This window comes from Saccharothrix sp. CCNWYY140 (assembly GCF_037401995.1).
Classification (GTDB): Bacteria; Actinomycetota; Actinomycetes; order Mycobacteriales; family Pseudonocardiaceae; genus Actinosynnema.
Genome location: NZ_JBBEGC010000006.1, coordinates 98058 through 122598 on the forward strand (window position 1 = coordinate 98058; position 24541 = coordinate 122598).

Consider the following 24541-nt stretch of genomic DNA (forward strand, 5'->3'; position numbering starts at 1 on the left):
GGTGGTCACGCTCCCCATCCGGCCTGAGCACCGCCGGCGCGGTCGGCCTCGATCTTCCGCTGGTAGCCGCTGCGGTGGTAGGCCGCGACGGGGTCCGGGTCGAGCCCGGCGTCTTCCCGGAGTTCGGCCAGCAACGGCCGGACGTCGGTGTTGTAGGCGTCCATCAGCACGGCGTTCGCGGCGAGGACGTCGCCTGCCTGCTGAGCGGTCCGCAGCGCGTCCCGGTCGACCAGCAGCGCTTTGGCCGTGGCCTCCTGGATGTTCATCACCGACCGGATGATCGCGGGGATCTTCGCCTCGATGTTGTGGCACTGGTCGAGCATGAAAGCGATGCCGGGGCCGAGCGCGTCGCCGCGGACGATCTCGTACATGATCCGGAACAGCTGGAACGGGTCCGCGGCGCCGGCCATGAGGTCGTCGTCGGCGTAGAAGCGGGAGTTGAAGTCGAACGCGCCGAGCTTCCCGGCCCGCAGCAGGAACGCCACGATGAACTCGATGTTCGTGCCGGGAGCGTGGTGACCGGTGTCGATGCACACCGTCGCCTTGTCCCCCAGCTCGACGCAGTGGGCGTAGGACGTGCCCCAGTCCGGCACGTCCGTGGCGTAGAACGCCGGCTCGAACAGCTTGTACTCCAGCAGGATGCGCTGATCGGGGCCGAGCCGGTCGTAGACCTCCCGCAACGCCGCCGCCAGCCGGTCCTGGCGGTCGCGCAGGTCGTCCTGGCCCGGGTAGTTGATGCCGTCGGAGAACCACAGCTTCAGGTCGCGCGAACCCGTCTCGTCCATGATCGACACCGCGTCGAGGAGGTGGTCCGTTGCCTTGCGGCGGATCCTCGGGGCCGGGTTGGTCACCGAACCCAGCTTGTAGTCCTCGTCCTGGAACACGTTGGTGTTGATCGCGCCGATCCCGACGCCCAGGTCGCGCGCGTACCGGGTGAGCGCGGCGTAGTCGTCCACGCGGTCCCACGGGATGTGCAACGCGACGGTGGGGGCCACGCCGGTGAACCGGTGCACCACCGCCGCGTCGGCGATCTTCTCCTCCGGCGTGCGCGGCACCCCCGGTTGGCCGAACACCTTGAACCGGGTGCCCGAGTTCGCGTACGCCCAGGAGGGCGTCTCGATGCGCTGCTCCCGCAGAGCCTGTTTCACAGCCGACAGGTCAGGCACGTCGGTCGACCTCCGCAACGTGTTGAAACGTTTTAACAGAACTGGTGCTTGCACGTGCTAGTTCGGCGAGATTAGCATCACCGCTCAACGCACCGCTAGCACGTGCTAACAGCCGGGACCTCGACTTATGGACAACGGAGTCTGCCCATGATCGACAGCCAAGCGTCCGCCGCCCCGCCGCCTCCGGGCACCACCGCGCCCACGCCGGGCGCCGCACCGCCGAAGGTCTCCGCCCGCTACATCTGGTTGATGGTGCTCGCCCAGTTCGGCGTGTTCACGGCGTTCATCACCCCGCTGGCGATCTCGTTGTCGGTCCGGCTCGCGCAGCTCGCGCCGGGACACGAGGAGTACCTCGGCTACATCACCGGCGTGGGCGCCGCGACGGTCGTGGTCACCGGCCCGCTGCTCGGGGTGCTCAGCGACCGGACCCGCAGCCGGCTGGGCCGCCGCCGGCCGTTCATGGTCGTCGGCACGCTGCTCGGGATCGTGTCGCTGGTGGTGATGGCGACCGCCCCGAGCGTCTTCGTGCTGGGGCTCGGCTGGGTGCTGGCCCAGTTGGGCTGGGGCCAGGCCCTCGGCGCCCTGACCAACTCGCAGGCCGACCGCCTGCCGGAGTCCCAGCGCGGCAAGGTCGCCGGCCTGGTGGGGTTCGGCACGCTCGTCGCGCCCGCGGTCGGCGTGACGCTCGCCGGCGGCTTCGTGGGTGACCCGCTCCTGCTCTTCCTGGTGCCGGGCGCGATCGGCGCCGTCCTGGTGGCCCTGTTCGTGTTCCTCGTGCACGAGCCGGACAGCCGCGGTACGTCCCTCGGCGCCCCGCTGACGATCGGCGCGCTGGCGCGCAAGTACGTGTTCGACCCTCGCCGGTACCCGGACTACTCCTGGGCGTGGATCAGCCGCTTCCTGTTCTACTTCGGCCTGACGCTCAACACGACGTTCGTCGCCTTCTTCCTCGCCTCCCGCCTGGGCGTCGGCGTGCAGGAGGTGGCGGGCACCATGGCCGCCCTGTCCGGGCTGGGTGTGCTGGCCACCTCCGCCGGGGCGCTGGCCGGCGGGTTCCTCTCCGACCGGCTGCGCAGGCGGCGCCCGTTCGTGCTCGCTGCGGGAGCCCTCTTCGCGCTCGGCGCGGTCGTGATGGCGCTCGCTTCGAGCTTGCCGGTGCTGTTCGCCGGATCGCTGACCACGTCGATCGCACTGGGCATGTTCTCGGCCGTCGACCAGGCGCTGGTGCTCGACGTCCTGCCGGAGCGCGAGAGCGAGGCCGGCCGGTTCATGGGCATCATCGGTTTCGCGACCAGCGTGCCGCAGTCCGTGGCTCCCCTCGTCGCACCGGTGTTCCTGGCCGTCGGCGCGACCGCCACCGAGAAGAACTACGCCTTGCTGTTCTTCGTCGCCGCCGCCTGCACCGTCCTGAGTGGACTGATGGTGCTGCGCGTCAAGTCCGTCCGCTGAGGAGACGACCGTGTCACCCACCTGGCAGGCCAGGTTCATCACGCCCGCGTCCACGTCCTGGGCGCAGCCCGGCGAGCCCGCGGCGTACTTCCGCCGCGAGTTCACCGTCGACAGGGCTCCCCGCCGCGCGACGCTGCACGTCACCGCGATCGGGGTGGTCGAAGCCCACCTCAACGGCGCCCGCGTGGGCGAGGACGTGCTGACGCCGGGCTGGACGTCCTACCGCCACCGGCTGGCGGTGAGCAGCTACGACGTCACCGACCGGGTCGTGGCCGGGGCCAACGCCCTGGGCGCCGTCGTCGGCGAGGGGTGGGCGATCGGCCGGCTCGGGTACGAGGGCCGGCGCAACCACTACGCCGACCGGCCGGGGCTGTTCCTGCAACTCGACCTGGAGTACGACGACCGGGTCGAGACCATCGGCACGGACGAGTCGTTCACCGCCGGAACCGGCTCCGTCCTCGCCAACAGCCTCTACGACGGGGAAGAGCACGACGCGCGCCTCGAACCCGTCGGCTGGGACCGCCCCGGCTTCGGCGACACCACGTGGGCACCGGCGGAACCCTTCGACTGGGACCTCGCCACCCTCACCACCACCGGCGCGCCGCCGATCCGCAGGACCGGGGAACTCACCCCGATCTCGATCCACCGCAACCGCGCCGGGAACCCGATCGTCGACTTCGGGCAGAACATCTCGGGCCGGGTCAGGCTGACCGTGCGCGGGCCGGCCGGGCAGACCGTGACGCTGCGGCACGCCGAGGTCCTGGTAGACGGCGAACTGAACACCGAGACCTTGCGCACCGCCGCGTCGACCGACCGGTACACCTCGCGGGGTGACGACGTCGAGACGTGGGAACCGCGATTCACCTTCCACGGCTTCCGCTACGTCGAGGTCGACGGCTATCCGGGCACGCTGACCGCCGACGACGTCACCGCGGTCGTCGTCCACAGCGACATGCCCCGCACCGGCTGGTTCGAGTGCTCCGACGAACGGCTCAACCGACTGCACGCCAACGTCGTGTGGTCCATGCGGGACAACTTCGTCGGCATCCCCACCGACTGCCCGCAACGCGACGAACGCCTGGGCTGGACGGGGGACATCAACGCCTTCGGCCCGACCGCGGCCTTCCTCTACGACGTGCGCGGGGTTCTCGGTTCGTGGCTGGCCGACCTCTCCGCCGAACACCGTGCGAAGGGCTACGTCCCCTGGGTGGTTCCCGACGTCCTGTCGACGCCCTCCTCCCCCACCGCGCTGTGGAGCGACGTGGCGGTCAGCCTGCCGTGGACCCTCTACACCGAGTACGGCGACGTCGACATCCTTCGGCGCAGCTACGAGTCCATGTCCGCGTTCATCCGCGACGTCGAATCGCGGCTGAACGAGAACGGTTTGTGGGACAAGGGCTTCCAGTTCGGCGACTGGCTGGATCCGGACGCTCCGGTGGACAGCCCGGCCGGGGGGAAGACCGACCGCCACCTCGTGGCCTCGGCCTTCCTGTGCCGCACCACCGCCGAGATCACGAAGACCGCGCGCCTACTGGGCGAGACCGGCGACGCGGAGCACTTCGCGGCACTCGCGGACCGCGTGCGGACCGCCTTCCGCCACGAGTACGTCACCCCGGCCGGCCGCCTGGCCAACGAGTCCGCCACCGCGCTCGCCCTCTCGATCTGCTTCGACATCCTCGACCAGGAGCAGGCGGTCAGGGCGGGCGAGCAGCTGGCGGCGCTGGTCGCCAAGGCCGGCTACCGGATCTCCACCGGCTTCGCCGGGACACCGTTCGTCACGGAGGCACTGAGCCGGACCGGCCACCTGGACGCGGCCTACCTCCTGCTCCTGGAGACTGGGTGCCCGTCGTTCCTCTACCCGGTCACGATGGGGGCGACGACGATCTGGGAACGCTGGGACTCGATCCGGCCGGACGGCACGATCAACCCGTCCGGGATGACCTCGCTCAACCACTACGCGCTCGGCGCGGTCGCCGACTGGCTGCACAAGGTCGTCGGCGGCTTGTCCCCCGTCGAACCCGGCTACACCAGGATGCGCATCGCACCGCGGCCGGGCGGCGATCTCACCCATGCGACCGTCACCCACGACACGGTGCACGGATCCGTGTCCGTCGCGTGGCGCATCAGCGAGAACCAGATGCGCCTCGACGTGCGGATCCCTGAAGGCACCACCGCGACCGTCGTGCTCCCGCTCCACCCGGACGAGCTGGTCGTCGAGATCGAGTCCGGTGCGCACAGCTGGCAGTACGACATCGCGGGCACAGCCCAGACCCAGTACACAATGGACACACCGCTGCGCACCCTTGCCCAGGACCTCAAGGTGTGGCGGGCCGTCACCGAGGCGTTCGGCAAGCACTTCCCCGGCATTCCCCTCGACGCCTCCGCCCCGGAAGCGGCGAGCATCTCGCTCAACATCGTCCTCGACCACGTGCCCGGTGCATCGCCGGAACTCAAGGACGATCTCACCGCCGCCGTCGTCGGCTCGAAAGGAAACCGGTAATGCCGCAGCATGACTCCGTCGACCTCACGTTGGAGCAGAAGGCGTCGCTGCTGTCCGGGCACGACTTCTGGTCCACCAAGGCGATCGACGCCGCCGGCGTGCCGTCCATGCTCTTGGTGGACGGTCCGCACGGTCTCCGCCACCAGGACGCCGTCGCCGACCACCTGGGCGTGCACGCCAGCCGACCGGCCACCTGCTTCCCCACCGCCGCCGCCGTGGGCAGCAGCTGGGACCCCGAGGTGGCCGCGGAGATCGGCGCCGCCATCGGCCGCGAGGCGCGCGCCGTCGGCGTCACCGTCAACCTCGGCCCCGGCGTGAACATCAAGCGGTCACCGCTGTGCGGCCGCAACTTCGAGTACTACTCCGAAGACCCGCTGCTGAGCGGCGTGCTGGGGGCCGCGCACGTGCGTGGTCTCCAGGAGCAGGGCGTGGGTGCCTCCGTCAAGCACTTCGCCGCCAACAACCAGGAGACCGACCGGATGCGGGTCAGCGCGGACGTCGACGAACGCACGCTGCGCGAGATCTACTTCCCGGCGTTCGAGAAGGTCGTCACCGAAGCCCACCCGGCCACGGTCATGTGCTCCTACAACCGCGTCAACGGCGTCCTCGCGTCGCAGAACCGCCGCCTGTTCACCGAGGTCCTGCGCGACGAGTGGGGTTTCGAGGGCGTGGTGGTGTCCGACTGGGGCGCGGTGGCCGACCGGGTCGCGGCGCTCGTCGCCGGTCTGGACCTGGAGATGCCGGGCACCGGCGGTACCACCGATGCCGAGATCGTGGCCGCGGTGCGCAGCGGTGAGCTGGACGAGGCGGTCGTCGACCGGAGCGTGCGACGCGTCGTGGAGCTGTCCAGGAGGGCCGCACCCGCGACAGGCACGTTCGACGCCGACGCCCACCACTCGCTGGCGAAACGACTCGCCACCGAGTGCGCGGTACTGCTGAAGAACGAGCAGGAGACCCTGCCGATCACGCCCGGTACCACCGTCGCCGTCATCGGGGAGTTCGCCGCCGAGGCGCGCTTCCAAGGTGGCGGCAGCTCGCACGTGAACCCGACCCGCGTCGACACCGCGCTCGACGCGATTCGAGCGTTGAGCACACCCGTCAGCTACGCGCGCGGGCTCGACGACAACGCCGTGGAGATCGCCCGCGAGGCGGAGGTGACGGTCGTCTTCGCCGGGTTGAAGGAGTCCGACGAGTCCGAGGGCTACGACCGCGACACCATCGACCTGCCGGCCGACCAGGTGGACCTGATCCGGGCGGTCGCGGCGGTCAGCCGGCGGACCGTCGTCGTGCTGTCGCACGGCGGGGTCGTCACGCTCGAAGGCTGGCACGACGAGGTCGACGCCGTCCTCGACGGCTGGTTGCTCGGCCAGGCCGGCGGCGCCGCCATCGCGGACCTGCTGTTCGGCCTCGCCAACCCCTCCGGCCACCTCGCCGAGACCATCCCGGTCCGCCTGCGGGACAACCCGAGCTACTTCAACTTCCCCGGCGAACAGGGGCACGTGCGCTACGGCGAAGGTGTGCTGGTCGGCTACCGCTACCACGAGACCGCCGAGGTCGGGGTCCGGTACCCGTTCGGTCACGGCCTGTCCTACACCACGTTCGAGACGCGCGACCTCTCCGTCACCACCACCGGCGACGACAGCGCGACGGTCTCGGTGACCGTGACGAACACCGGAGCCGTCGCGGGCAAGCACGTCGTCCAGGTCTACGTCTCCACTAGCGCGGGCCCGGTCCGTCGCCCCGCCCGCGAACTCCGCGCGTTCACCAAGATCGCACTGGAGCCGGGCGGGTCGCGCACGGTCGAGCTGCCGCTCGGCCGCCGCGCCTTCGCCTACTACGACATCGAGCTGAGCCAGTGGGTGGTCGCGCCCGGTGACTACACCATCCAAATCGGACATAGCGCCGCCGATGTCGTGGCGCAGGAGCGGATCACCCTCGTCGGGGACGTGATCAAGCGCGAGCTGAGCCTGGCCTCACCGGTCGAAGAGTGGTTCAGCCACCCGGTGGTCGGCCCGCTCATCACCCGCACCCTCACCGAGGCCATGACCGAGGACCAGGCGCGGCAGGCCGCGGAGACCTCGTCGGACGCGCTGCGCATGGTCGCTTCACTGCCGATGAGCCAGTTCGCCCACTTCCTGACCCTCAGCGGGGCACACCTGCCCTCCGACGTCCTGGCCGATCTGGTCGAACTCAGCAAGACCGGAACCCACCAGTAGCGAGGAAGGTCATGCCCAGCAACGCTTTCCACCAGGTGGTCGACTGGATGCGCGACGCCGCCGAGCCGGCCGACCTGGCCGCCGAGCGCGCCGACATGGCCGATCTCGGCGCGCGCTACCCCGGTGTCCCCGGCGTGGTCGACGAACCTCGGCCCGCTCTGCGTCCCGGTTCGCACCTGATGACCCCGCACCAGCCGCGCGACGACCTGGTGATCATGCTCGTGCACGGCGGCGGGTTCCGCTCCGGCAACGCGGCGGTGCTCCGCCCGCTCGCCGCGCACTTGGCCTTGGGTACGCGGGCCCGCGTGCTCCTGCCCGAATACCGGCCGGCCCCCGAGAACCGGTACCCGGCCGCGCTCGACGACTGCCTCCACGCCTTCGACCACGCCACGACACTGGCGTCCGACGTGGTGGTGGTCGGCGAATCCGCGGGCGCCAACCTGGCCGCGGCCGTCCTGCTGCGACGCCGTGAGCAGGCGCGGGCCGGTGTGTTGCTCTCGGGGGTGTTCGACCTGCGCGAGGAACGTTTCCACACCGGCAGTTGGGTCGAGCGCGCCGAGACCGAGTACGTCCTCAAGGCACATCTCGGACCACAGATGCGGGTCGACTACCTGGGTGGCCACCCCGCCGACGACCCGCTGGTCTCGCCGGTGCTCGCCGACCTGCGTGGACTGCCACCGCTGCTGATCCAGGCCTCCAGCGCCGAACGCCTGCTCGACGACTCCCTCACCCTGGCCGCCAACGCCGCCCGCGCGGGCGTCCACGTCGAACTCGACGTGTGGCCGCACATGTTCCACGGCTGGCAGATCACCGCGGGGTTCCTCCCCGAAGCGACCGAGGCGGCGACCCGCATCGCGTCGTTCGTGAACCGCGTGGCGGAAGGGATCCACCAGTGACCGCACCCACCCGCTTGCGTGCCGAACACCTGGACAACCCGCTGGGCACCGACGTCGCCGCGCCGCGGTTGTCCTGGTGGCTGCCCGCCGGTTCGGCCGAGCAGTCGGCGTACCGGATCCGCACCGACGACTGGGATTCCGGACGGGTGGACGGCGATCAGCACGTCCTGGTGCGCTACACCGGCCCCGAGCCCGGTTCGGGCCGGCGGGTGACCTGGCGGGTCAAGGTGTGGACCGACCTCGGCGAGAGCGACTGGTCGGAACCCGCGTTCTGGGAGACCGGGCTCGCCGCCGGCGACTGGACGGCCGCCTGGGTCGAACCCCGCGAAGACGACCTGCCCGAGCCCGGGCACCGGCCCGCACACCTGTTCCGGCGGGACTTCGCGGTAGCACAGCCCGTCGTCAGCGCCCGCCTGTACGCCACCGCACACGGCATCTACGAAGCGTTCCTCAACGGCGAGCGCGTCGGCGACCAGGAGCTGACACCCGGGTACACCGCGTACCGGGACGTGTTGCACGTCCAGACCTACGACGTCACCGACCTGCTCCGCGCGGGCGAGAACACCGTGGGCGCCATCGTGTCCGACGGCTGGTTCCGCGGGCGCACCGGCGCGATGCGAATCCCGAACTCGTTCGGCGACCGCACGGCGCTGCTGTGCCAGTTGCACCTCGTGCACGCGGACGGGTCCACGACCGTGCTGGGTACCGATTCGTCGTGGACGACCACACCGGCGTGGATCACGGCCGATCCGATGGACGGCCAGACAGCGGACCTGCGACAGGCGATGCCGGCCTGGTCCACTCCCGGTCACCGGGATGCCTCGTGGTCCGGGGCCACCGTCGTCAGCGGCGGACTCTACGACGACTTCGCCCGGCTCACCGCCTCACCGGCCCCACCGGTGCGGCGGATCGAGGAACTGGCACCGGTGTCGGTCACCCGGCTGCCGTCGGGACGGCAGGTCGTCGACCTCGGGCAGAACATCAACGGATGGCTCCGGCTGGACGTCCCCCCGGGCGACCACCTCGTGCTGGCCCACGGCGAGGCACTTGGCCCGGATGGCGAACTGACCGTCGACCACCTGCGCGGCGTCGACTGGCAGACCCGCGAACCGCTCTCCGCGGGCCAGGTCGACCAGGTGACCTCCGGCGGCCGGCCGGACGAGGTGTTCGAACCGCGGCACACCACGCACGGTTTCCAGTACGCAAGCGTGGCAGGCGCGTCCCGTCCGCTGACACCCGACGACGTGCGAGGCGTGGTCGTGCACACCGACCTCCGCCGCACCGGCCGGTTCCGGTGCAGCGACGAACGGATCGACAAGCTGCACGAGGCCGCGGTGTGGAGCTTCCGCGACAACGCCTGCGACATCCCGACCGACTGCCCGCAACGCGAACGGGCCGGCTGGACCGGCGACTGGATGCTGTACGTGCCCACCGCCGCGTTCCTCTACGACGTGGCGGGGTTCTCGATCAAGTGGCTGCGGGACCTCGCGGTGGACCAGTGGGACGACGGCTGCCTGACCAACTTCGCGCCCGACCCGGGCGGACGCGCCGTCCAGCACCTGCCGGCCGCGGTGCTGGACCAGTTCGCCGGGTCCTCCGGTTGGGGCGACGCGTCGGTGATCGTGCCGTGGGAGCTGTACCTGGCCTACGACGACCTCGACGTGCTCGACGAGTTCCGCCCGATGATGACCCGCTGGGTCGACTTCGCCGCCGAACGCGCCCGCACCCGAAGCCACCCCAGCCGCGCGACCTGGGCGCCACACCACGAATTCGTGTGGGACGGCGGTTTCCACTGGGGCGAGTGGTGTGAGCCGGACGTCGACGAAGAGGCCTTCCGCACCGCCGACCACGGCGCGGTGGCCACCGCGTACCTGTACCGCTCGGCCACGCTGCTCGCCAGGACCTGCGTCCTCACCGGACACCACCACGACGCCGCCCGGTACGCGCTCCTCGCGGCGAACACGCTCGACGCCTGGCGCAGGGAGTTCATCGCCACCGATGGCTCGTTGATCCCGAACACCCAGGCCACGTACGTACGGGCATTGGCTTTCGGCCTCGTGCCCGACGATCTGCGCGCGCCCACGGCGGACCGGCTCGTCGGGCTGATCCGCGCCGCGGACACCCACCTGGGCACCGGATTCCTGGCCACGCCCGACCTGCTGCCCGTCCTCGCGGACACCGGACACCTGGACGTGGCCTACGAGTTGCTGTTCCAGGACACCGCACCGTCGTGGCTGACCATGATCGACCGCGGCGCGACGACGATCTGGGAGCACTGGGACGGCCTCGACGAGCACGGCACCCCGCACGCCTCCCTCAACCACTACAGCAAGGGCGCGGTCATCTCCTTCCTGCACCGCTACACCGCGGGTATCCGGCTGCGCCAGGACTCACCGGGGTACCGCCACTTCGAGGTACACCCCCAGCCAGGTGGCGGACTGACCTGGGCAGAGGCCGAATTCCACTCCGTGCACGGGCGAATCACCACACGCTGGCACATCACGGACGGCCGCTTCCACCTGTCCGTCACCGTCCCGCCCGGCACAACCGCGACCGTGACGATGCCCGACGGCCGAACCCACACCGCCGGCCCCGGCGCGCACGTGGACAGCTGCGACATCCGTGTGCCGCTCGACACCAACCCCGTCTCGACGAAGTGAGGTCGTACGTGCGAAACAAGCGGACCCGTGTCTTCCTCACCGGCGCCACGGGCAACTGGGGCCGCGCGGTCCTCGACGAGTTCCGCGAACGGGCCGACCGCGTGGACGTCGTGGCACTGGTCCTGCCCGGCAGGCGGGACACCGAGGTGGTCCGCCGCTACGCGGACATGGAGAACCTCGAGGTCGTCCACGGCGACCTCACCGACTACGACGTGGTCGAACGCTGCGTGCGCGGCGCGGACTTCGTGCTGCACGTCGGCGCGGTGGTGTCGCCGTTCGCCGACGACCGCCCGGAACTGGCCCACCGGGTCAACGTGGGCAGCATCCGCAACATCGTCCGTGCCGTGCGTGCCCAACCCGACCCCGCCCGCACCGCGGTCGTCGGCATCGGCTCGGTCGCGCAGACCGGCGACCGCAACCCACCCCACCACTGGGGCCGCGTCGGCGACCCGCTGCGCGTCTCCCGCTACGACGAATACGGGCAGACCAAGGTCATCGCGGAGAAGGAACTCGTCGACTCCGGCCTGCCCCGGTGGGCGTGGCTGCGCCAAACCGGCATCTTCCACCCCGGGATGCTCCAGATCCGCGACCCGATCATGACGCACTCCACGCTCGGCGGCGTCATGGAATGGGTGTCGGTCGAGGACGCCGCCCGGCTGCTGGCCAACGTCTGCGAGCCCGACGTGCCCGAGGAGTTCTGGGGCGGCATCCACAACATCGGCGGCGGCGAGGCGTGGCGGCTGACCAACTGGCAGCTCCAGGAGCGCATCGGCGCGGCGCTCGGTGTCGACGACCCGAGGCGCTGGTACGACCGGAACTGGTTCGCCACCCGCAACTTCCACGGCCAGTGGTACACCGACTCCGACCGGCTCGAGAAGCTGGTCCCGTTCCGCGGTGACACCTTCGACGCCGCCCTCGACCGGGCACTGCGCGCCAACCCCTCGTTGACGATGGCGGGTCGGATACCGGCGTGGGTGGTGAAGCACTTCGTCATGAAGCCGCTGACCCGCAAGCCACGGGGCACGATGGCCTACGTCCGCGCCCGGGACGAGGACGCGATCGCGGCGTACTACGGCTCCCGCGCGCGGTTCGAGGCCATCGGCGGCTGGGACACCTTCACACCCGTCGAGCCGGACCGCACGCCCTCCTACCTCGACCACGGCTACGACGAGGACAAGGACCCCACCCGGTGGACGGCGGCGGACTACCGCGACGTCGCCGCGTTCCGCGGGGGAGCCCTGCTCTCCGCCGACGTGGTGAAGGGCGACATCGCCACCCCGCTGTCGTGGCGGTGCGCGTTCGGCCACGAGTTCACCGGCAGCCCCCGCCTGGTCCTCACCGCGGGGCACTGGTGCCCCGAGTGCGTCAAGGACGTCGCCGGCTACGCCCGACAGGCCGAGCACAACGCCTTCCTCGCCCAACTCGAACCGGAGGAACGATGACGACACCCACGGCGCACGACACGACCGTGGACCTGGTGGTGGTGGGATCCGGCACCGGTCTGGCCGCCGCGTTGAGCGCCCGGGAGGCCGGGCAGAGCGTTCTCGTGGTCGAGAAGACCTCCCACGTCGGCGGGTCGACCGCGCGTTCGGGCGGCGCGTTCTGGATCCCCGGCAACCCCGCTCTGCGAGCGGCGGGTTCGGGTGACACCGTGGAAAGCGCGGCCGAGTACCTGCGCGACCTGGTGGGCGACTCCGTCCCGGAAGAGCGGTGGCGTGCCTTCCTGGAGCACGGTCCGGCCACCGTGGAGATGTTGCTGCGCACGACGCCGATGCGGTTCTCCTGGGCCGAGGGCTACGCGGACTACCACCCGGAGCGGCCCGGCGGGAGCGCGACCGGGCGCAGTTGCGAGTGCCGTCCTTTCGACGCCTCGGTGCTCAGGTCGGAACGCCGGCGGTTGCGGCCGGGTGTGCTCTCCGCTCCGGTGCCGATGCCGGTCACCGGGGCGGACTACCGGTGGATGAACCTCATGGCCCGGGTGCCCCGCAGGGCGGTGCCGCGCATCGCGCGCCGTGTCGTGCAGGGCTTGGGCGGTCTTCTGCTGCGCAGGGAGTACGTGGCGGGTGGTCAGGCGTTGGCCGCCGGGCTGTTCGCCGGCGTGCTGCGCGCGGGGGTGCCGGTGTGGACGGACACGTCACTGGTGCGCCTGACCACTTCCGGCGACCGGGTCACCGGTGCGGTGCTGCGGCAGGGCGACCGGGAGGTCACCGTGACCGCCCGGCGTGGTGTCGTACTCGCCGCGGGCGGGTTCGACCACCGCGCGGACTGGCGCCACGACCACCAGTCGCCGTCGCTGGAGGTCGGCTGGAGCCTGGGCGCCGAGGGCAACACCGGTGACGCCATCAGCGCCGCGCGGGAGGTCGGTGCCGGTACCGCGCTGATGGACCAGGCGTGGTGGTTCCCCGCGGTCGCCCCGCTGCCGGGCTCGACACCCCAGGTGCTGCTGGCCGAACGGTCCCTACCCGGCTCGTTCATGGTCGACTCGGCCGGCCGCCGGTTCGTCAACGAGGCCACCGACTACATGTCGTTCGGGCAGCGGGTCCTCGCCCGCGAGAAGGCCGGCGACCCGGTGGGTGCGATGTGGCTGGTGTTCGACCGCCGCTACCGCGACAGCTACGTGTTCGCGGGCACGGTGTTCCCCCGCATGCCGCTGCCCCGTGCCTGGTACGACGCGGACATTGCCCACCGCGCCACCACGCCGAGCGACCTGGCACGCGCCACCGGACTGCCACCAGAGCGGTTCACCGCGACGTTCAGGCGGTTCTCCGAGCTGGCCGAATCCGGTGTCGACCACGATTTCGGACGCGGGCGCAGCGCCTACGACCGCTACTACGGCGACCCCACGGTGACCCCCAACCCGAACCTGCGGCCACTGGACCGGGGGCCGCTGCACGCCGTGCGCGTCGTGCTGTCCGATCTGGGCACCTGCGGTGGCATCACGGCGGACGGCTCGGCCCGCGCCCTGCGTCCGAACGGCAGTCCGATCGAAGGCCTCTACGCGATCGGCAACACCGCCGCCAACGCGTTCGGCCCCACCTACCCCGGCGCCGGCGCCACCATCGGCCAGGGCCTGGTGTTCGGCCACCTCGCGGCCCAGCACGCCGCCTCACTCCCCTCGCGGTGATCGGGTCCTCCCGGAACGACCACCCGCGCGTCCTCCCACCTCCACGACGCCACCGGCATCCCCCCGCTGCTCGAACTACTCCGTCCAGGCGAGTCCGCGGAATCTCTCGTCATCACGGTGCGGGCGCCTCGTCACCCCGGCGCCCAACCGTTCCTACGTCGAGGACCACGCCATGACGGCGTCCGCCGCCCCACCACACTCGCCGAGTGGATCACCGCCACCGTCCCGCCAAACACCGCGGCGATGAACGCCACAACCGTCGGGAGCCTGCGGTTCTTGTTCTACGGTCGCGCCTCCACTCACGAACACCAGGACCACGCACCTCCCGGGCGTGGCAACTGGACATCGCCCGCAGACTCACCCGAGAACACGGGGCAATCGCGGGCGAGTACTTCGAGATCGAATGCTCCCGGCAGGTGCCGTGGCATCTGCGGCCCCCGCGCCGCGGCGATGCTGCGCTACATCGCAGCCAACGCCGACCGGATCGACGCGGTGGTCGTCGGCGAATACGAGCGCGCGTTCCTCGACGCTGGCCAAGTGCGGGCAGTGCAGACGGTGCTGGAGCAGTACGGGGTGCAGCTGTGGCTGCCCGAAGCCGAGGGGCCCGTGGACTTCGACAACCCCACACACCAAGCACTGCTGGGCATGCTCGGCAAGCGCTCGCTCACCGAGGTGCTGCGCTCCCGGCACCGGGTCGTCACCGCCATGCGCATGCAGACCGTCGAGCAAGGACGCTACCTTGGCGGCCGTCCACCGTACGGCTACCGGCTCGTCGACGCCGGACCACACCCGAACCGGGCGCTGGCGCGACGCGGGGTGCGGCAACAGCGGCTCGTGCCGGACGCGACGACCGCACCCGTGGTGCAGCTGATCTTCTCCTTACGCCTGGCCGGACACAGCGCCGCGGGCATCGCCCGCCGGCTCAACGAGCAGGGCGTGCCCAGCCCATCGCACGCGACCCCGGATCACAACCCGCATCGAGTCGATCCCGGCTGGTCGCTGCGCACCGTGACGGAGATCCTGGGCAACCCCCGCTACACCAGCCACCAGGTGTGGAACCGCACCAGCGCCGACCGCGCCACCCGCTCGCCCAGCGGACGACGCACCAGCGTCCGCAACGACCAGCACGCCCGGGCGATCTCCACCCGCATCTCCCACACCCCACTGGTGTCCGAGCAGGACTTCGTCACCGCCCAGACCATCCGGGCCGCCAGGCACAGCGCACGCTCGACCGCCGCTGATCCCGTCCACCACTTGTTGGCGGGCCGACTCAGCTGCGGGTTGTGCGGCCGGAAGATGGACTCGCACCGTTCCCACGGGCGTGCCGCCTATCGCTGCCGCCACGGCCACACCAGCGCCCGCACCCGACCGGACGACGCGCCGCGCAATCTCTATCTGCGCGAGGACCACCTGCTGACTCGCATCGCCGCACACCTCACCGCAGTGGGCATCGCCGACAACCCAGACCCGGACCAGACCGTACGCCTGGTCGACGAACTCGACCTCGCCTTCCGATGCGACGCCACCACGGTCACGCTCCTCGGCCGCAGCACCATGACCCGGGCGCGTACACCACGCAGGCGCCCGCCGCCGCAACCGGTCCACGGCGTACCTGGGACCGGACATCGTGGACAGCCAGGCGAACAACTCCTGCTGGCCTTGAGCGGCGCGACGGCCTCTGCGGCGGATCAGCCCGACGCGACCACAGGTCAGGTCGATGCACCGACTTCCAGACCTCGCCGCCCGCACCAGCCTCTCCGGCGACCGATCCGCACCACAGCGTCCCGGCGCCAACATCGGCAGGCAGCGTTTCACGGCGCCCTCCGCACCACCCGAGCCCGGCAAGCCGAATACCCGCGTCCGCGTACGGGCGAGCACCTCCACGACCGCGATCGGCAGGTCGTGGTACGAGCCGGACGCCGCCCCTTGCTCCTACCCGCGCACCGCCAGACACCCTACGAGCAGCGCTCACCAGGTAGGCTCGAAGTGACACTAGGAAACACAACGCCCCACGAGCATCCCAGGTGACCTGGAAATATCTCGCGGGGCAAATTATGTGTCCGAGGAGCGACTTGCGCACTATCCACACAGCTGACAGGTCTAGGATAAATTGAAATTGCGAAGGTTAGAGTTGCAACTCTCTCCGTTTGGCATTAACATATTTTGAATAATAGACACTGGTTGCCGCTTGTCGTGTCCAGCTATTCAATCCGCGGCTCCATCGATCCGATCTAGAAGCTACTTCATGATCGACAAAATCAGCGCACCGATAGCTACCGTTAAACTTAGCCACGACGAAAGCGGAATGATGTAATCCTTTATCACGTCCCAGCGACTGCGCTCATTCATGGGATCCAGGAACCTGACGTCTCTCTTTCTTGGCTCATCGTCGTCCGACGGGCGGCGCGGCAATTCAATATACAGATCCCTTACGCGTGGTATTAAATCTTCACGGCGGAGCGCAACTACCGCCGCCACATCTTGAAGGAAGAATTGCAACATCAAACGCTTGGTAAAGTCACCACCATGGGAAACATCTAATTCATCGATTAACTCGATGTCGATTAAAGGCCGGGTCAGACGGATGGCACGCTCGGCCACGGTCGGCGGACCCTGCCAGGTTAAGCGACTCCTCTGTAGCGACGTAAATAGGAACTTGGCTGCCCTGCCTGTGGCGTTCAACGTTTCCGCGAGACCGCCTTCGTGTAGGGGTTTGAATCTAAACCAACCATAATTTTCCTGACGACGTGCTGCATCAATTGCCGAAATAGCCCAACCTATAGAGGTAAAAAATCGACGTCGTGTACGTCCCGAGCGGAGCCGCCAGGCGATAACCGGGATGACGACTAATAATGTCAGGACGATCCGCTCATAATATTCTTCCGCGTCGGCGTCAACTTGCAAGTCCCACTTTAAGGAAAGTAAATAAAGCAGCAAGGCGGTGACGATAGACGAAACAAACGCCAGTCGAACCGAGGCTCGATATCTGGACAGTTCATGACTGTATCTCTGCTCCTGCCAGGGCTCTCCCAGCTTATCCAAAAGCTCCTTTATGGCCTCTACATTGAATCGTGGGTACTTACGGCCGGACGGAATTCGAGGATGAAGAGTCGTTCGGGGAAACCTTGCAATAAGGGCCAAAAGTTCGGCGCCCGACAACAACGCCCCGGTGTCAGGATTCGCAGAATCGCCTTGTTTTTCGGTCACGTAAGTAGTTTACAGTTCGAGTCAATCAACACAGATCAAAACTCGAAAGTGCTTGCCACGGCGAGCAGTCCAACGCCAATTCCGGTAGGTACACCTAAGCTATCGGACATGACCATCGAGCCGGTCCCACTAGGCCACACGGGTGACAGATCATCGGCGACTGAAACGTAGATGACCACCCGAGCGATAATGCCTCAGGCGCACGGTTAAGGATGGTCGATATGGCTCAGATTTCGACAAGCGAGCTCGCCAGGCTTTACTCAACTGTCGAGGATCGACGAAAATTGCTCCGCCTTTACGCTCTCAGAACATTCCTCGGAAGTTGCATCATTAGCAGCAGTTACCGTGTGCCAGACGGACTCCACACTCCGATCGTCCTTACGAAATATGGTGACCGAGTCGCGGAGCGATTGCGCAAGCAGGGGGTTCCTTTCCCTGAATCGCGGCTTCTATGCCTGCTTGAAATGCTCGCCCCTCAGCCATTGCTGGATATCGAGCGGACCGACATCGACGCACTGCACAACGCGATCCACAACCAGGTGAAGCGCGGTGAAATCCGCCTTGCCTTCCGGTACGGCCGCACCCTCTACGACAAGTTTAGCGACCTCTTCGAAGAGGAGAAGTTTGCGCTTACCGGGAAAGAAACTTTTGAACTTCTCAACGGCACTCCTCAAGGCGTATTCCAAGTAGCTGACTACGTCTCTGGACCGTTCGGCATCCTCAAGAGTCACAGCAATCGATCGATTGTGCCAACCCGGTTCATTCCGCTTCAGCACTGCGTAGATCACTCTTGCAAGACTGTCCACGACATTGCGCTCGAGACGAGCTACGAAGCGCCGATCAATGAACATCGCAGTAAGATGGCGCAGCAACTCGAACGTGACGGCGCTTCAATCGATCCGTGGATGAATTTTTTCGACTCACTTAGGACCGCAAATCGCACCGAAGGTGAGTGGCGCGGCGATGCGATTATTACGCTTATGGGCGACGCCCTCACCGACAGGGAACTTAAGCAAGTAGTCGCGTGGCTCTTGGACCGTGGCGACACCGGACTTAGAACCGCAACCAATCAACTGGGTATACGTCAAGGCAAGAGCAACGACATGGTCGCGAACCTAGGGCGGGCCGAGGTACTACAATTGGCTTGCCTCAGCGACAATGCCTATCTCATATCCGCACTGGACGAGCTAGTCCATAGCGGCGATATCGTCGTACCTGAAGGTGAAATCAGAACGGCGGTCGTAAACCGTGGGACCGTATTCGGCCCGTTCCATCTCTACGCAGAACTGAACCAGTTCGGAGTTCGATTCCAGTCTGACAGTTCGTCGATCGCACCTCTACAACTTCGACAACTTATCGAGAAAATGTATGACCTCGGTAATGAGGCGGACCGACACGAACTGCTGTGGCAACTTCGTGCGCGACCCGGCGAGACCGTCGATCGCAAACTCCAGAGGCACATGCAGTCAGAAGATCCCCGAGAAGTAGTTGAGCGGCTGGCACTGGCCAGGAGAAGCAACGTTGTGGTCGCCAGCGAATACCTTCCGTTCAATGAGGCTTTCCCCAAGCACGATGAAGAGCTAGTTGACACGATGATGTGGAAACTAGGGTTTCCAGTCGATACATTCCCCGACTCCAATGCGGAAATATTCGCTTTGCATGACAAGATCATGCTTGCGCTCCGACAAAACGATGCCGATCCGACTGACGAGTTCTACGAAGAACTGAGAGGGCTTTGCGCGAACTACTTTGTAAAGCTCGAAGAAGTGCTGCGCGATAGTGTCTCATTTACCACATGGGCTCTGACCACTGATCACTTCGCGGCGCCAAACCCGTACAGTTATCGCACGATCGCCGATGGCCGTACTGCTCTACTGAGCCTCAACGCGGCCTCCGCCGACGATCCGGCAGAGCGCCGAGTCATCTATAGCGATCCACCCACGCTCTATGCGGTGTCTAGAGGCTACGAGCGACTTTCGGTGATCTTGAGTGACATGCAGGCACACGCAGAGAACTACGAGCGGCAGCTTGAACAGTATCCGAGGTGGGCGACCAGTCAACGCCTTCAGAACTTTCCGTTCAAGCACACCATCCCGTTCTTGGACCTAGCGGGAGAAGCACAAGAACTGATACTTGATCGTTTGCGACAGGCAAGCAAGATGCTAGTGTCAGCTGACCCCTCCGAGCTTCGGAGCGGACTTCTACATCCAAGACTATCGCGAACAGATCTAGACCGTCTGCGAAGTGGAATCGAGCAGATTAGGGACAGTCTGGCACTACTCGAAGCTGACGGATTCGTACGGATCACCTATACCCTCTCGAGCTTCAGTGGCGACTCGATGTCTCGACAATCTTTTGTCCTGGCACATAAGCGTGGATACAAGTACACAATCCATACACCGTCGAACCATTCATGGCTGCGAATGCCCTCTGTCTACGATCCTCAATACGTGATGCCGGTTGCGCGGATCGCGGGCGGAACCGAAGTTCTTCGCTTCACGCGGAGGGTCGAGTCGCCCTTCGTCGAGATGTACGAAGGCTATCCAACACGGCCCTCGGTGTCGCAACGTGATCAGTCATTCCAGGCGAAGGCTGCAAAGGAAGTCGGCCAGCCCAACAAATAGAAGGCTCGAAAGCCTTCCAGCGGCATATGACCCTTGCGGTTTCCATGACGGGGTCGCATGTCACACGGAGGACGCTATATGTCGGTCGCAAGTCGTTCCCGGCCTCCAGCCACGAGAGCGAATCTGACAGTACATATCGCGCCGAACTAGCGGGGACAGTGAGGTCCATGTGGAATGCATTGAGCACGGATACGGGCGGAGTCGTCTTATTCCTGTTGTGGCTCGTGTTGCCTCTGCTGTACATCGCGGTTCTAGGCCGCCGGTATGTGCGTCAGTGCGCGGAGAGCGCTGAGGCGGCTGCTTGGGCGCGTGAGGAGCTTCGGAGCGCGCTAGAGGAGTTGCCGTCTCGTGGTCGGCATCGGTTGGAGGAGACGTGACGGAAGCGTTGGGTACGACGGCTGTGGTCGAGGCCGGTGGTGGAGAGCGGGAGCAGCGGACCGGGCTGGAGTGGCGAGAAGCGGGGTTGCGGAGTCCGGTCACGTACGACCCGGCGGTGGTGGAGGTGGTGCTCGGGAGCGCGCCGGACCTGTTCGCCTTGGTGGAGCAGGACGCCGGAAAGCCCGAGTCGGCGCGAGTGGCGCTGTTCGGGTTGGCGTTCGACGGCTGGTCGGAGGTCGTTGCGGCGGACGGCAGTGCTCGGAGTTCGATCGGACGGGCTGAGGAGCTGTTGGGTGCCTACGCCGACTCCACGGACGTCACCGGGCAGCTCGTGTGGATCACGCCGGACCTGGTGTTGAAGAAGCTGTTGGCGTAGAGCCTCGGCTGGTCGATGGGACGGCTGTGGGCCGCACACCCTCGTGGTGTGCGGCCCACAGCCGTTTGGCGCGTCCGGGACAGGATCGTGAAGACCTGTCCCGCCGTCCCGATCGTGCGTTTCCGCTGGTGGAGTGAGGGATGCGGCCTGTCCTGCCCCCTCGCGGAGAGGCGGGACGGGTGCTTGGTGTCTGGGACGGGTGTTGAAGCGTGTTCGGCGGTTGGTCGTGGTGTTCGTGGAGTCCTTGGGCGCACGTGAGAGGTGGTCGTCGAGGGCGGGAGTGGTATTGCCGTGCGAGACTGAAATTAGGTGCTGGTCGGCTCTTGGTCAGCTATCTGATCTTCAGTGGCGATGCGGAGGGATACACGGTGCGGACGCCTCGGACGGTGCTTGAGCAGAAGATCCGCGAACGGCGTATGACGCTGGAGGAGTTCATCGAGTACGCCGAGAGGTTCGCTCAGAAGCACGGCGAGCCTGGGACGCTCGGGCTCCGGCACCTTCAGCGGCTGGTGGCGGGAAGGAAGCCTTCAGGAGAGCCGTTAGGACCGGTTCGGCAGGTCACCGCTCGGCTGTTGGAGAGCATCTTCGAGGTCGGCATCGAGGAGTTGTTGGCTCCGCCCGTGCAAGAGGAGCCACTGGGGCGGATCGGGACTGTGGAGCGGCCTGGGCGTACGGAGGTCGAGATGGCTCGGGCGCTTGAGTGGCTGGACAAGCGGGCCGGGTGGGCGGCTGGCACCGCCCGCGCGAAGGTGCGCGCGCGGTTGAGTGATGGCGGACCTGGTGCGCTGCTCGATGTTCGAGCTGGGCGAGCGCGTGTTGGGCGCCGGGAGATCGTTCGGGAGTTGGGTCGCTACTACGGCGAGGGTGGGAGCGGGTTCGGGTTGTACCGCGCCCGTTGCGGTGACGTGGAGATTGTGAGCACGCTCTTTGGGCGGGCGGCGTGGTGGCATCGAGTGTCTTCGCTGGACGGTGCAGATCAGCGGCTTTCCTTTGCTGTCAGGGAGTTTGAGCCGTTGAAGCCGTTGAGTGAGCGCGCGGCGGATGCGGCTGTCGCGCGGCTTGCCGAGTCGGTGGCGCTTGGGGTGCGCGTGGCTAACCTGCCGCTCTACCGGCTGTTGGAGCTTGAGGCTGAGGGCGCATCGGCGGGGACTGTGGGGCTGGTGCCGTTTGCCGAGTACGCGCTTACCGCGGACCTCCTTGAGGGGGAGCTGGTGGAGGCGGTGAGCCGGCGGCGGGGCGGGTTGCCGTTGCGGGACGAGTACCTGCCGGATCTGGACGCGGTGCTTGACCTGCCGGGGCGGGTGTGCGCTGGTGGGGTTGTTGCGCTGTGTGCGATTGCGCGGCCGAAGGCTCGGTTCCGGGGCGAGGCTGACTATGCGTTGCTGGTGCAGGAGCGGTCGGATCGGGTGTTGAACGCGGCTGGGCGGCTTGCCGTCATCCCCAAGGGGTTTCACCAGCCGCTCAACGATGTGCGCGGTGATGCGCGGATCGGCGCGACGTTGCTGCGGGAGTTGGAAGAGGAGCTGTTTGGGCGGGCTGAGGTTGATACGACGCTTGGGGAGGTTCGGGCTGCTGCGCCGATGCATGAAGGGCGTCGGTCTGCGCCGATGCGTTGGCTGGAGGACGTGCCTGGCCGGCTTCGGGTGGAGTGCACGGGGTTTGGGTTCAACCTGGTGAGCGGTAATTACGAGTTTGCTGGGCTTGTCGTCATTGAGGACGAGGAGTTTTGGCCGTTGTTTGGTGGGCAGGTTGAGGCGAACTGGGAGGCGGCGGGGCTGCGGCTTTATTCCAGTCGGGATGGGGAGTTGGTCACCGATTTGGTTGCGCAGGAGTCTTGGAGCAACGAAGGGTTGTTTGGGCTGCTCCAAGGACTTCGGCGGCTTCGGGAGACTGGCGGGGAGCGGGTCGAGTTGCCAGCCGTTGAGCTGTCAGGTCTGTGAGGGCCAGCGGACCGTCATGACGGTGGAGTCCGCTAGGGCCTCCCACGAGTGGTCAACGCCTGGTCCCCACATGATGTAGTCGCCTGGTCGGCTCATGGTGGAGCTGCCCTCGGTGGTGTCCACGCGGAACTGGCCTTTGATGAGGAAGACCAGGGTGGTGCGCTGGTCGTCGGCCGTCCAGTCCGCGCGCTTGTCGCCTGCTGGGTGGTTTGCCCACTTGACTTCGACGTCCTTTTGCGAGCGGACGCCTTCGGAGGGGTCGATGAAGTGGCCTACCAACCAGCCGCGGGTTGCGGTGGTGTCCTCGTTGGCGTTTCCGGCCTGCCAGTTGGCGGTCACTTGATCTCCCATTCGATTTCGGGCAGGTTGACGCGGGTTCCGCCGATTTCGCGCAGTCGGCGGAGACCTTGCAGAAGTGCGAAGAGTCCTTCGTTGCTCCACGCAGTGTCGTTGACGAGTTCGTCAAGGAGTTCTGCGTCTAGGCTGGAGTATTGGCGGAGGGTGTGCGACTCCCAGTTGGCTTGGACTTCGCCGCCGTAGCGGGTCCAGAATTCTTCCTCTTCAATGACGATTAGGCTGGCGAACTCGAAATTGCCGCTGATGAGGTTGAGGCCGAAGCCGGTGCACTCCATGCGGAGGCGGTTGGGGGCGGCGGTGAGCCAGCGCATGGGTTCGGAGAGGCGGCTTGGGTGCATGGGGTCCGCGTGCCGCTGGTCGCTCACGGTGTTGTCGATGTCCTCGCGGCCGAACAGCTCCTCTTCCATCTCACGGCGGAGCGTCGCGCCGACCTGAGCGTCCGCCCGGAAGTCGGTGAGAGGCTGGTGGAAGCCCTTGGGGATCACGGCCAGGCGGCGGGCGGCGTTGATGACGTGGCCTGAGCGTTCCTGGATCAACAGGAGGTAGTCGGCCTCACCGCGGAAAGGGTCCGCTGGGCGTGCGATGGCGGTCAGGGCGAGGGTGCCGCCGGCGCAGAGGCGGTTGGAGAGGCTGAGGACAGCTTGGAGGTCCGGGAGGTAGGCGTCGCGGAGTGGGAGCGTGCCGGGGGTGGTCGGCCGGTTGGTGGTGAGCGCGTCTACCAGCTCGCCTTCCAGCAGGTCCATCGTCACCGCGTACTCCACGAAGTTCGTCACGCCCACGGAGCCCGTGATGGCGTACTTGCGCACGTCTACGTCGAGGAGCCGGAACAGGGGCTGGTTGACCAGCCGATTTCCCAGCGCCAAGGCTTCGGCGAGTCGCTGGGCTGCGCGCCCAGCGGTCTCCTCGTCCATCGCTAGATCATCGTCCGGGGTTACGCCGGAGAGCTTGAGCTGGTCGTGGCGTGGGAGGAGCGGGCAGTCGAGGTCTAGCCAGTCAGGGTGGGTGAGGACGGTGGTGGTCGCCGTGGTGGTTGAGCCGAAACGGGCTGTGTAGCGGCCGTAGGCGGTGGTGGCTTCGCCGTAGAAGTCGGCCAGGGCACGGGCGGTGTCGTGTTGGGTCACGCGGGCACGGCGGGCGGCTCGGTCGTGGAGGGCTGGGACGTTGAGGCTGACCAGGCGTGCGGCTACCTCGCGTCGGGCGGTTCCTGGTTGCCAGGCTGCGTGGTGGTCGAGCCAGTCGAGGGCCGCCACGATGTTGGGGTCGGTGGTGAGGCGTAGTTCGGCGTCTGCCGCTGCGCCTTCAGGGAGGTCTAGCGGTCCTTCGTTGACTAGTGCGGCGAAGCGGGCCTGAACGGCTGGTGGGGACTGGTCGAGGGCCGTGTCTAGGAGCTGTTGCATCTCGGACTTCGGCTTGAGGTCCGGCTTCTGGTGCCAGGACGCGACCGTCCGGACGCCGATGCCTAGGTGTTCGGCGAACCCCTCGTGAGTCAGGCGCAGTGCCGCTTGGAGCGCTGACGCGGTTCGGCCGGTCCAGCCGTTGATCACACTCATGCCCCCGCTACTCCCCGAGCGCGATACGCAGTGAACCTGCATTGGTGGTGCACCGGAGGTGCATCGGTGCTGCATGGGTTGATGCCGGTAATCGCAGT

Annotated in this window: 15 protein-coding genes; 11 read left to right on the forward strand and 4 right to left on the reverse strand. The window is 67.3% G+C overall.

The genetic code is table 11. The annotated features are described in order from the left end of the window. Positions 1 to 5 precede the first annotated feature (5 nt). Positions 6 to 1166 carry an L-rhamnose isomerase gene (gene rhaI, locus WBN91_RS05680; RefSeq protein WP_337722383.1) on the reverse strand — a complete coding sequence of 387 codons (1161 nt, stop codon included), beginning with the start codon at positions 1164 to 1166 and terminating at the stop codon, positions 6 to 8. 147 nt (positions 1167 to 1313) lie between these two features. Between rhaI and WBN91_RS05685 the strand changes: the two genes are divergently transcribed. From WBN91_RS05685 to WBN91_RS05720, 8 genes are all read left to right on the forward strand, one after another. Continuing rightward, positions 1314 to 2615 (forward strand): MFS transporter, encoded by a 1302-nt coding sequence (locus tag WBN91_RS05685; RefSeq protein ID WP_337722382.1) that lies wholly within the window; start codon positions 1314 to 1316, stop codon positions 2613 to 2615. A 10-nt stretch (positions 2616 to 2625) separates the two neighbouring features. Then, positions 2626 to 5115, forward strand: a complete 2490-nt coding sequence (locus tag WBN91_RS05690) for a glycoside hydrolase family 78 protein (RefSeq protein WP_337722381.1) — start codon at positions 2626 to 2628, stop codon at positions 5113 to 5115. Continuing rightward, the gene (locus WBN91_RS05695; RefSeq protein WP_337722380.1) at positions 5115 to 7331 is read left to right on the forward strand and encodes a glycoside hydrolase family 3 C-terminal domain-containing protein; all 2217 of its coding nucleotides are present in this window, start codon (positions 5115 to 5117) and stop codon (positions 7329 to 7331) included. The genes WBN91_RS05690 and WBN91_RS05695 overlap by 1 nt, the downstream gene beginning before the upstream one ends. Before the next feature lie 11 nt (positions 7332 to 7342). Then, positions 7343 to 8227, forward strand: a complete 885-nt coding sequence (locus WBN91_RS05700; RefSeq protein WP_337722379.1) for an alpha/beta hydrolase — start codon at positions 7343 to 7345, stop codon at positions 8225 to 8227. Beyond that, positions 8224 to 10887 carry a family 78 glycoside hydrolase catalytic domain gene (locus tag WBN91_RS05705; protein ID WP_337722378.1) on the forward strand — a complete coding sequence of 888 codons (2664 nt, stop codon included), beginning with the start codon at positions 8224 to 8226 and terminating at the stop codon, positions 10885 to 10887. Before WBN91_RS05700 ends, WBN91_RS05705 begins: the two co-directional genes overlap by 4 nt. 8 nt (positions 10888 to 10895) lie before the next feature. After that, a complete protein-coding gene (locus tag WBN91_RS05710) occupies positions 10896 to 12329 on the forward strand; it encodes an NAD-dependent epimerase/dehydratase family protein (protein WP_337722377.1) in 1434 nt (477 codons plus the stop codon). Further along, positions 12326 to 14011, forward strand: a complete 1686-nt coding sequence (locus WBN91_RS05715) for a 3-ketosteroid-delta-1-dehydrogenase (protein WP_337722376.1) — start codon at positions 12326 to 12328, stop codon at positions 14009 to 14011. The genes WBN91_RS05710 and WBN91_RS05715 overlap by 4 nt, the downstream gene beginning before the upstream one ends. A gap of 450 nt (positions 14012 to 14461) precedes the next feature. Further along, positions 14462 to 16039, forward strand: a complete 1578-nt coding sequence (locus tag WBN91_RS05720) for a recombinase family protein (protein WP_337722375.1) — start codon at positions 14462 to 14464, stop codon at positions 16037 to 16039. A gap of 210 nt (positions 16040 to 16249) precedes the next feature. On the opposite strand, the gene WBN91_RS05725 is transcribed toward WBN91_RS05720, so the two are convergent. Continuing rightward, positions 16250 to 17218: a hypothetical protein gene (locus WBN91_RS05725; protein ID WP_337722374.1), complete on the reverse strand. Its 969-nt coding sequence runs from the start codon at positions 17216 to 17218 to the stop codon at positions 16250 to 16252. Positions 17219 to 17565: 347 nt separating this feature from the next. On the opposite strand from WBN91_RS05725, the gene WBN91_RS05730 reads away from it, so the two are divergent. The 3 genes from WBN91_RS05730 to WBN91_RS05740 all read left to right on the forward strand — a co-directional run bounded on the left by WBN91_RS05730 (position 17566) and on the right by WBN91_RS05740 (position 22536). Continuing rightward, positions 17566 to 19842 carry a hypothetical protein gene (locus WBN91_RS05730; RefSeq protein ID WP_337722373.1) on the forward strand — a complete coding sequence of 759 codons (2277 nt, stop codon included), beginning with the start codon at positions 17566 to 17568 and terminating at the stop codon, positions 19840 to 19842. Between the two features lie 373 nt (positions 19843 to 20215). Further along, on the forward strand, positions 20216 to 20596 hold the full coding sequence (locus WBN91_RS05735) for a hypothetical protein (protein WP_337722372.1): 381 nt from the start codon (positions 20216 to 20218) through the stop codon (positions 20594 to 20596). A gap of 323 nt (positions 20597 to 20919) precedes the next feature. Further along, on the forward strand, positions 20920 to 22536 hold the full coding sequence (locus tag WBN91_RS05740) for a transcriptional regulator (protein ID WP_337722371.1): 1617 nt from the start codon (positions 20920 to 20922) through the stop codon (positions 22534 to 22536). Here WBN91_RS05740 and WBN91_RS05745 read toward each other — a convergent pair. Further along, positions 22525 to 22875 carry a signal peptidase I gene (locus WBN91_RS05745; protein WP_337722370.1) on the reverse strand — a complete coding sequence of 117 codons (351 nt, stop codon included), beginning with the start codon at positions 22873 to 22875 and terminating at the stop codon, positions 22525 to 22527. The two genes, WBN91_RS05740 and WBN91_RS05745, sit on opposite strands and share 12 nt — an antisense overlap. Beyond that, the gene (locus WBN91_RS05750; RefSeq protein ID WP_337722369.1) at positions 22872 to 24443 is read right to left on the reverse strand and encodes a transcriptional regulator; all 1572 of its coding nucleotides are present in this window, start codon (positions 24441 to 24443) and stop codon (positions 22872 to 22874) included. Before WBN91_RS05750 ends, WBN91_RS05745 begins: the two co-directional genes overlap by 4 nt. Positions 24444 to 24541 lie beyond the last annotated feature (98 nt).

What these genes read in the sequence shown, in the direction of transcription:
- WBN91_RS05720 (WP_337722375.1), top strand. Translation starts at nt 14,462, where the DNA reads ATGCTGCGCTACATCGCAGCCAACGCCGACCGGATCGACGCGGTGGTC.
- WBN91_RS05700 (WP_337722379.1), top strand. Translation starts at nt 7,343, where the DNA reads ATGCCCAGCAACGCTTTCCACCAGGTGGTCGACTGGATGCGCGACGCC.
- WBN91_RS05715 (WP_337722376.1), top strand. Translation starts at nt 12,326, where the DNA reads ATGACGACACCCACGGCGCACGACACGACCGTGGACCTGGTGGTGGTG.
- WBN91_RS05685 (WP_337722382.1), top strand. Translation starts at nt 1,314, where the DNA reads ATGATCGACAGCCAAGCGTCCGCCGCCCCGCCGCCTCCGGGCACCACC.
- WBN91_RS05695 (WP_337722380.1), top strand. Translation starts at nt 5,115, where the DNA reads ATGCCGCAGCATGACTCCGTCGACCTCACGTTGGAGCAGAAGGCGTCG.
- WBN91_RS05750 (WP_337722369.1), bottom strand. Translation starts at nt 24,443, where the DNA reads ATGAGTGTGATCAACGGCTGGACCGGCCGAACCGCGTCAGCGCTCCAA.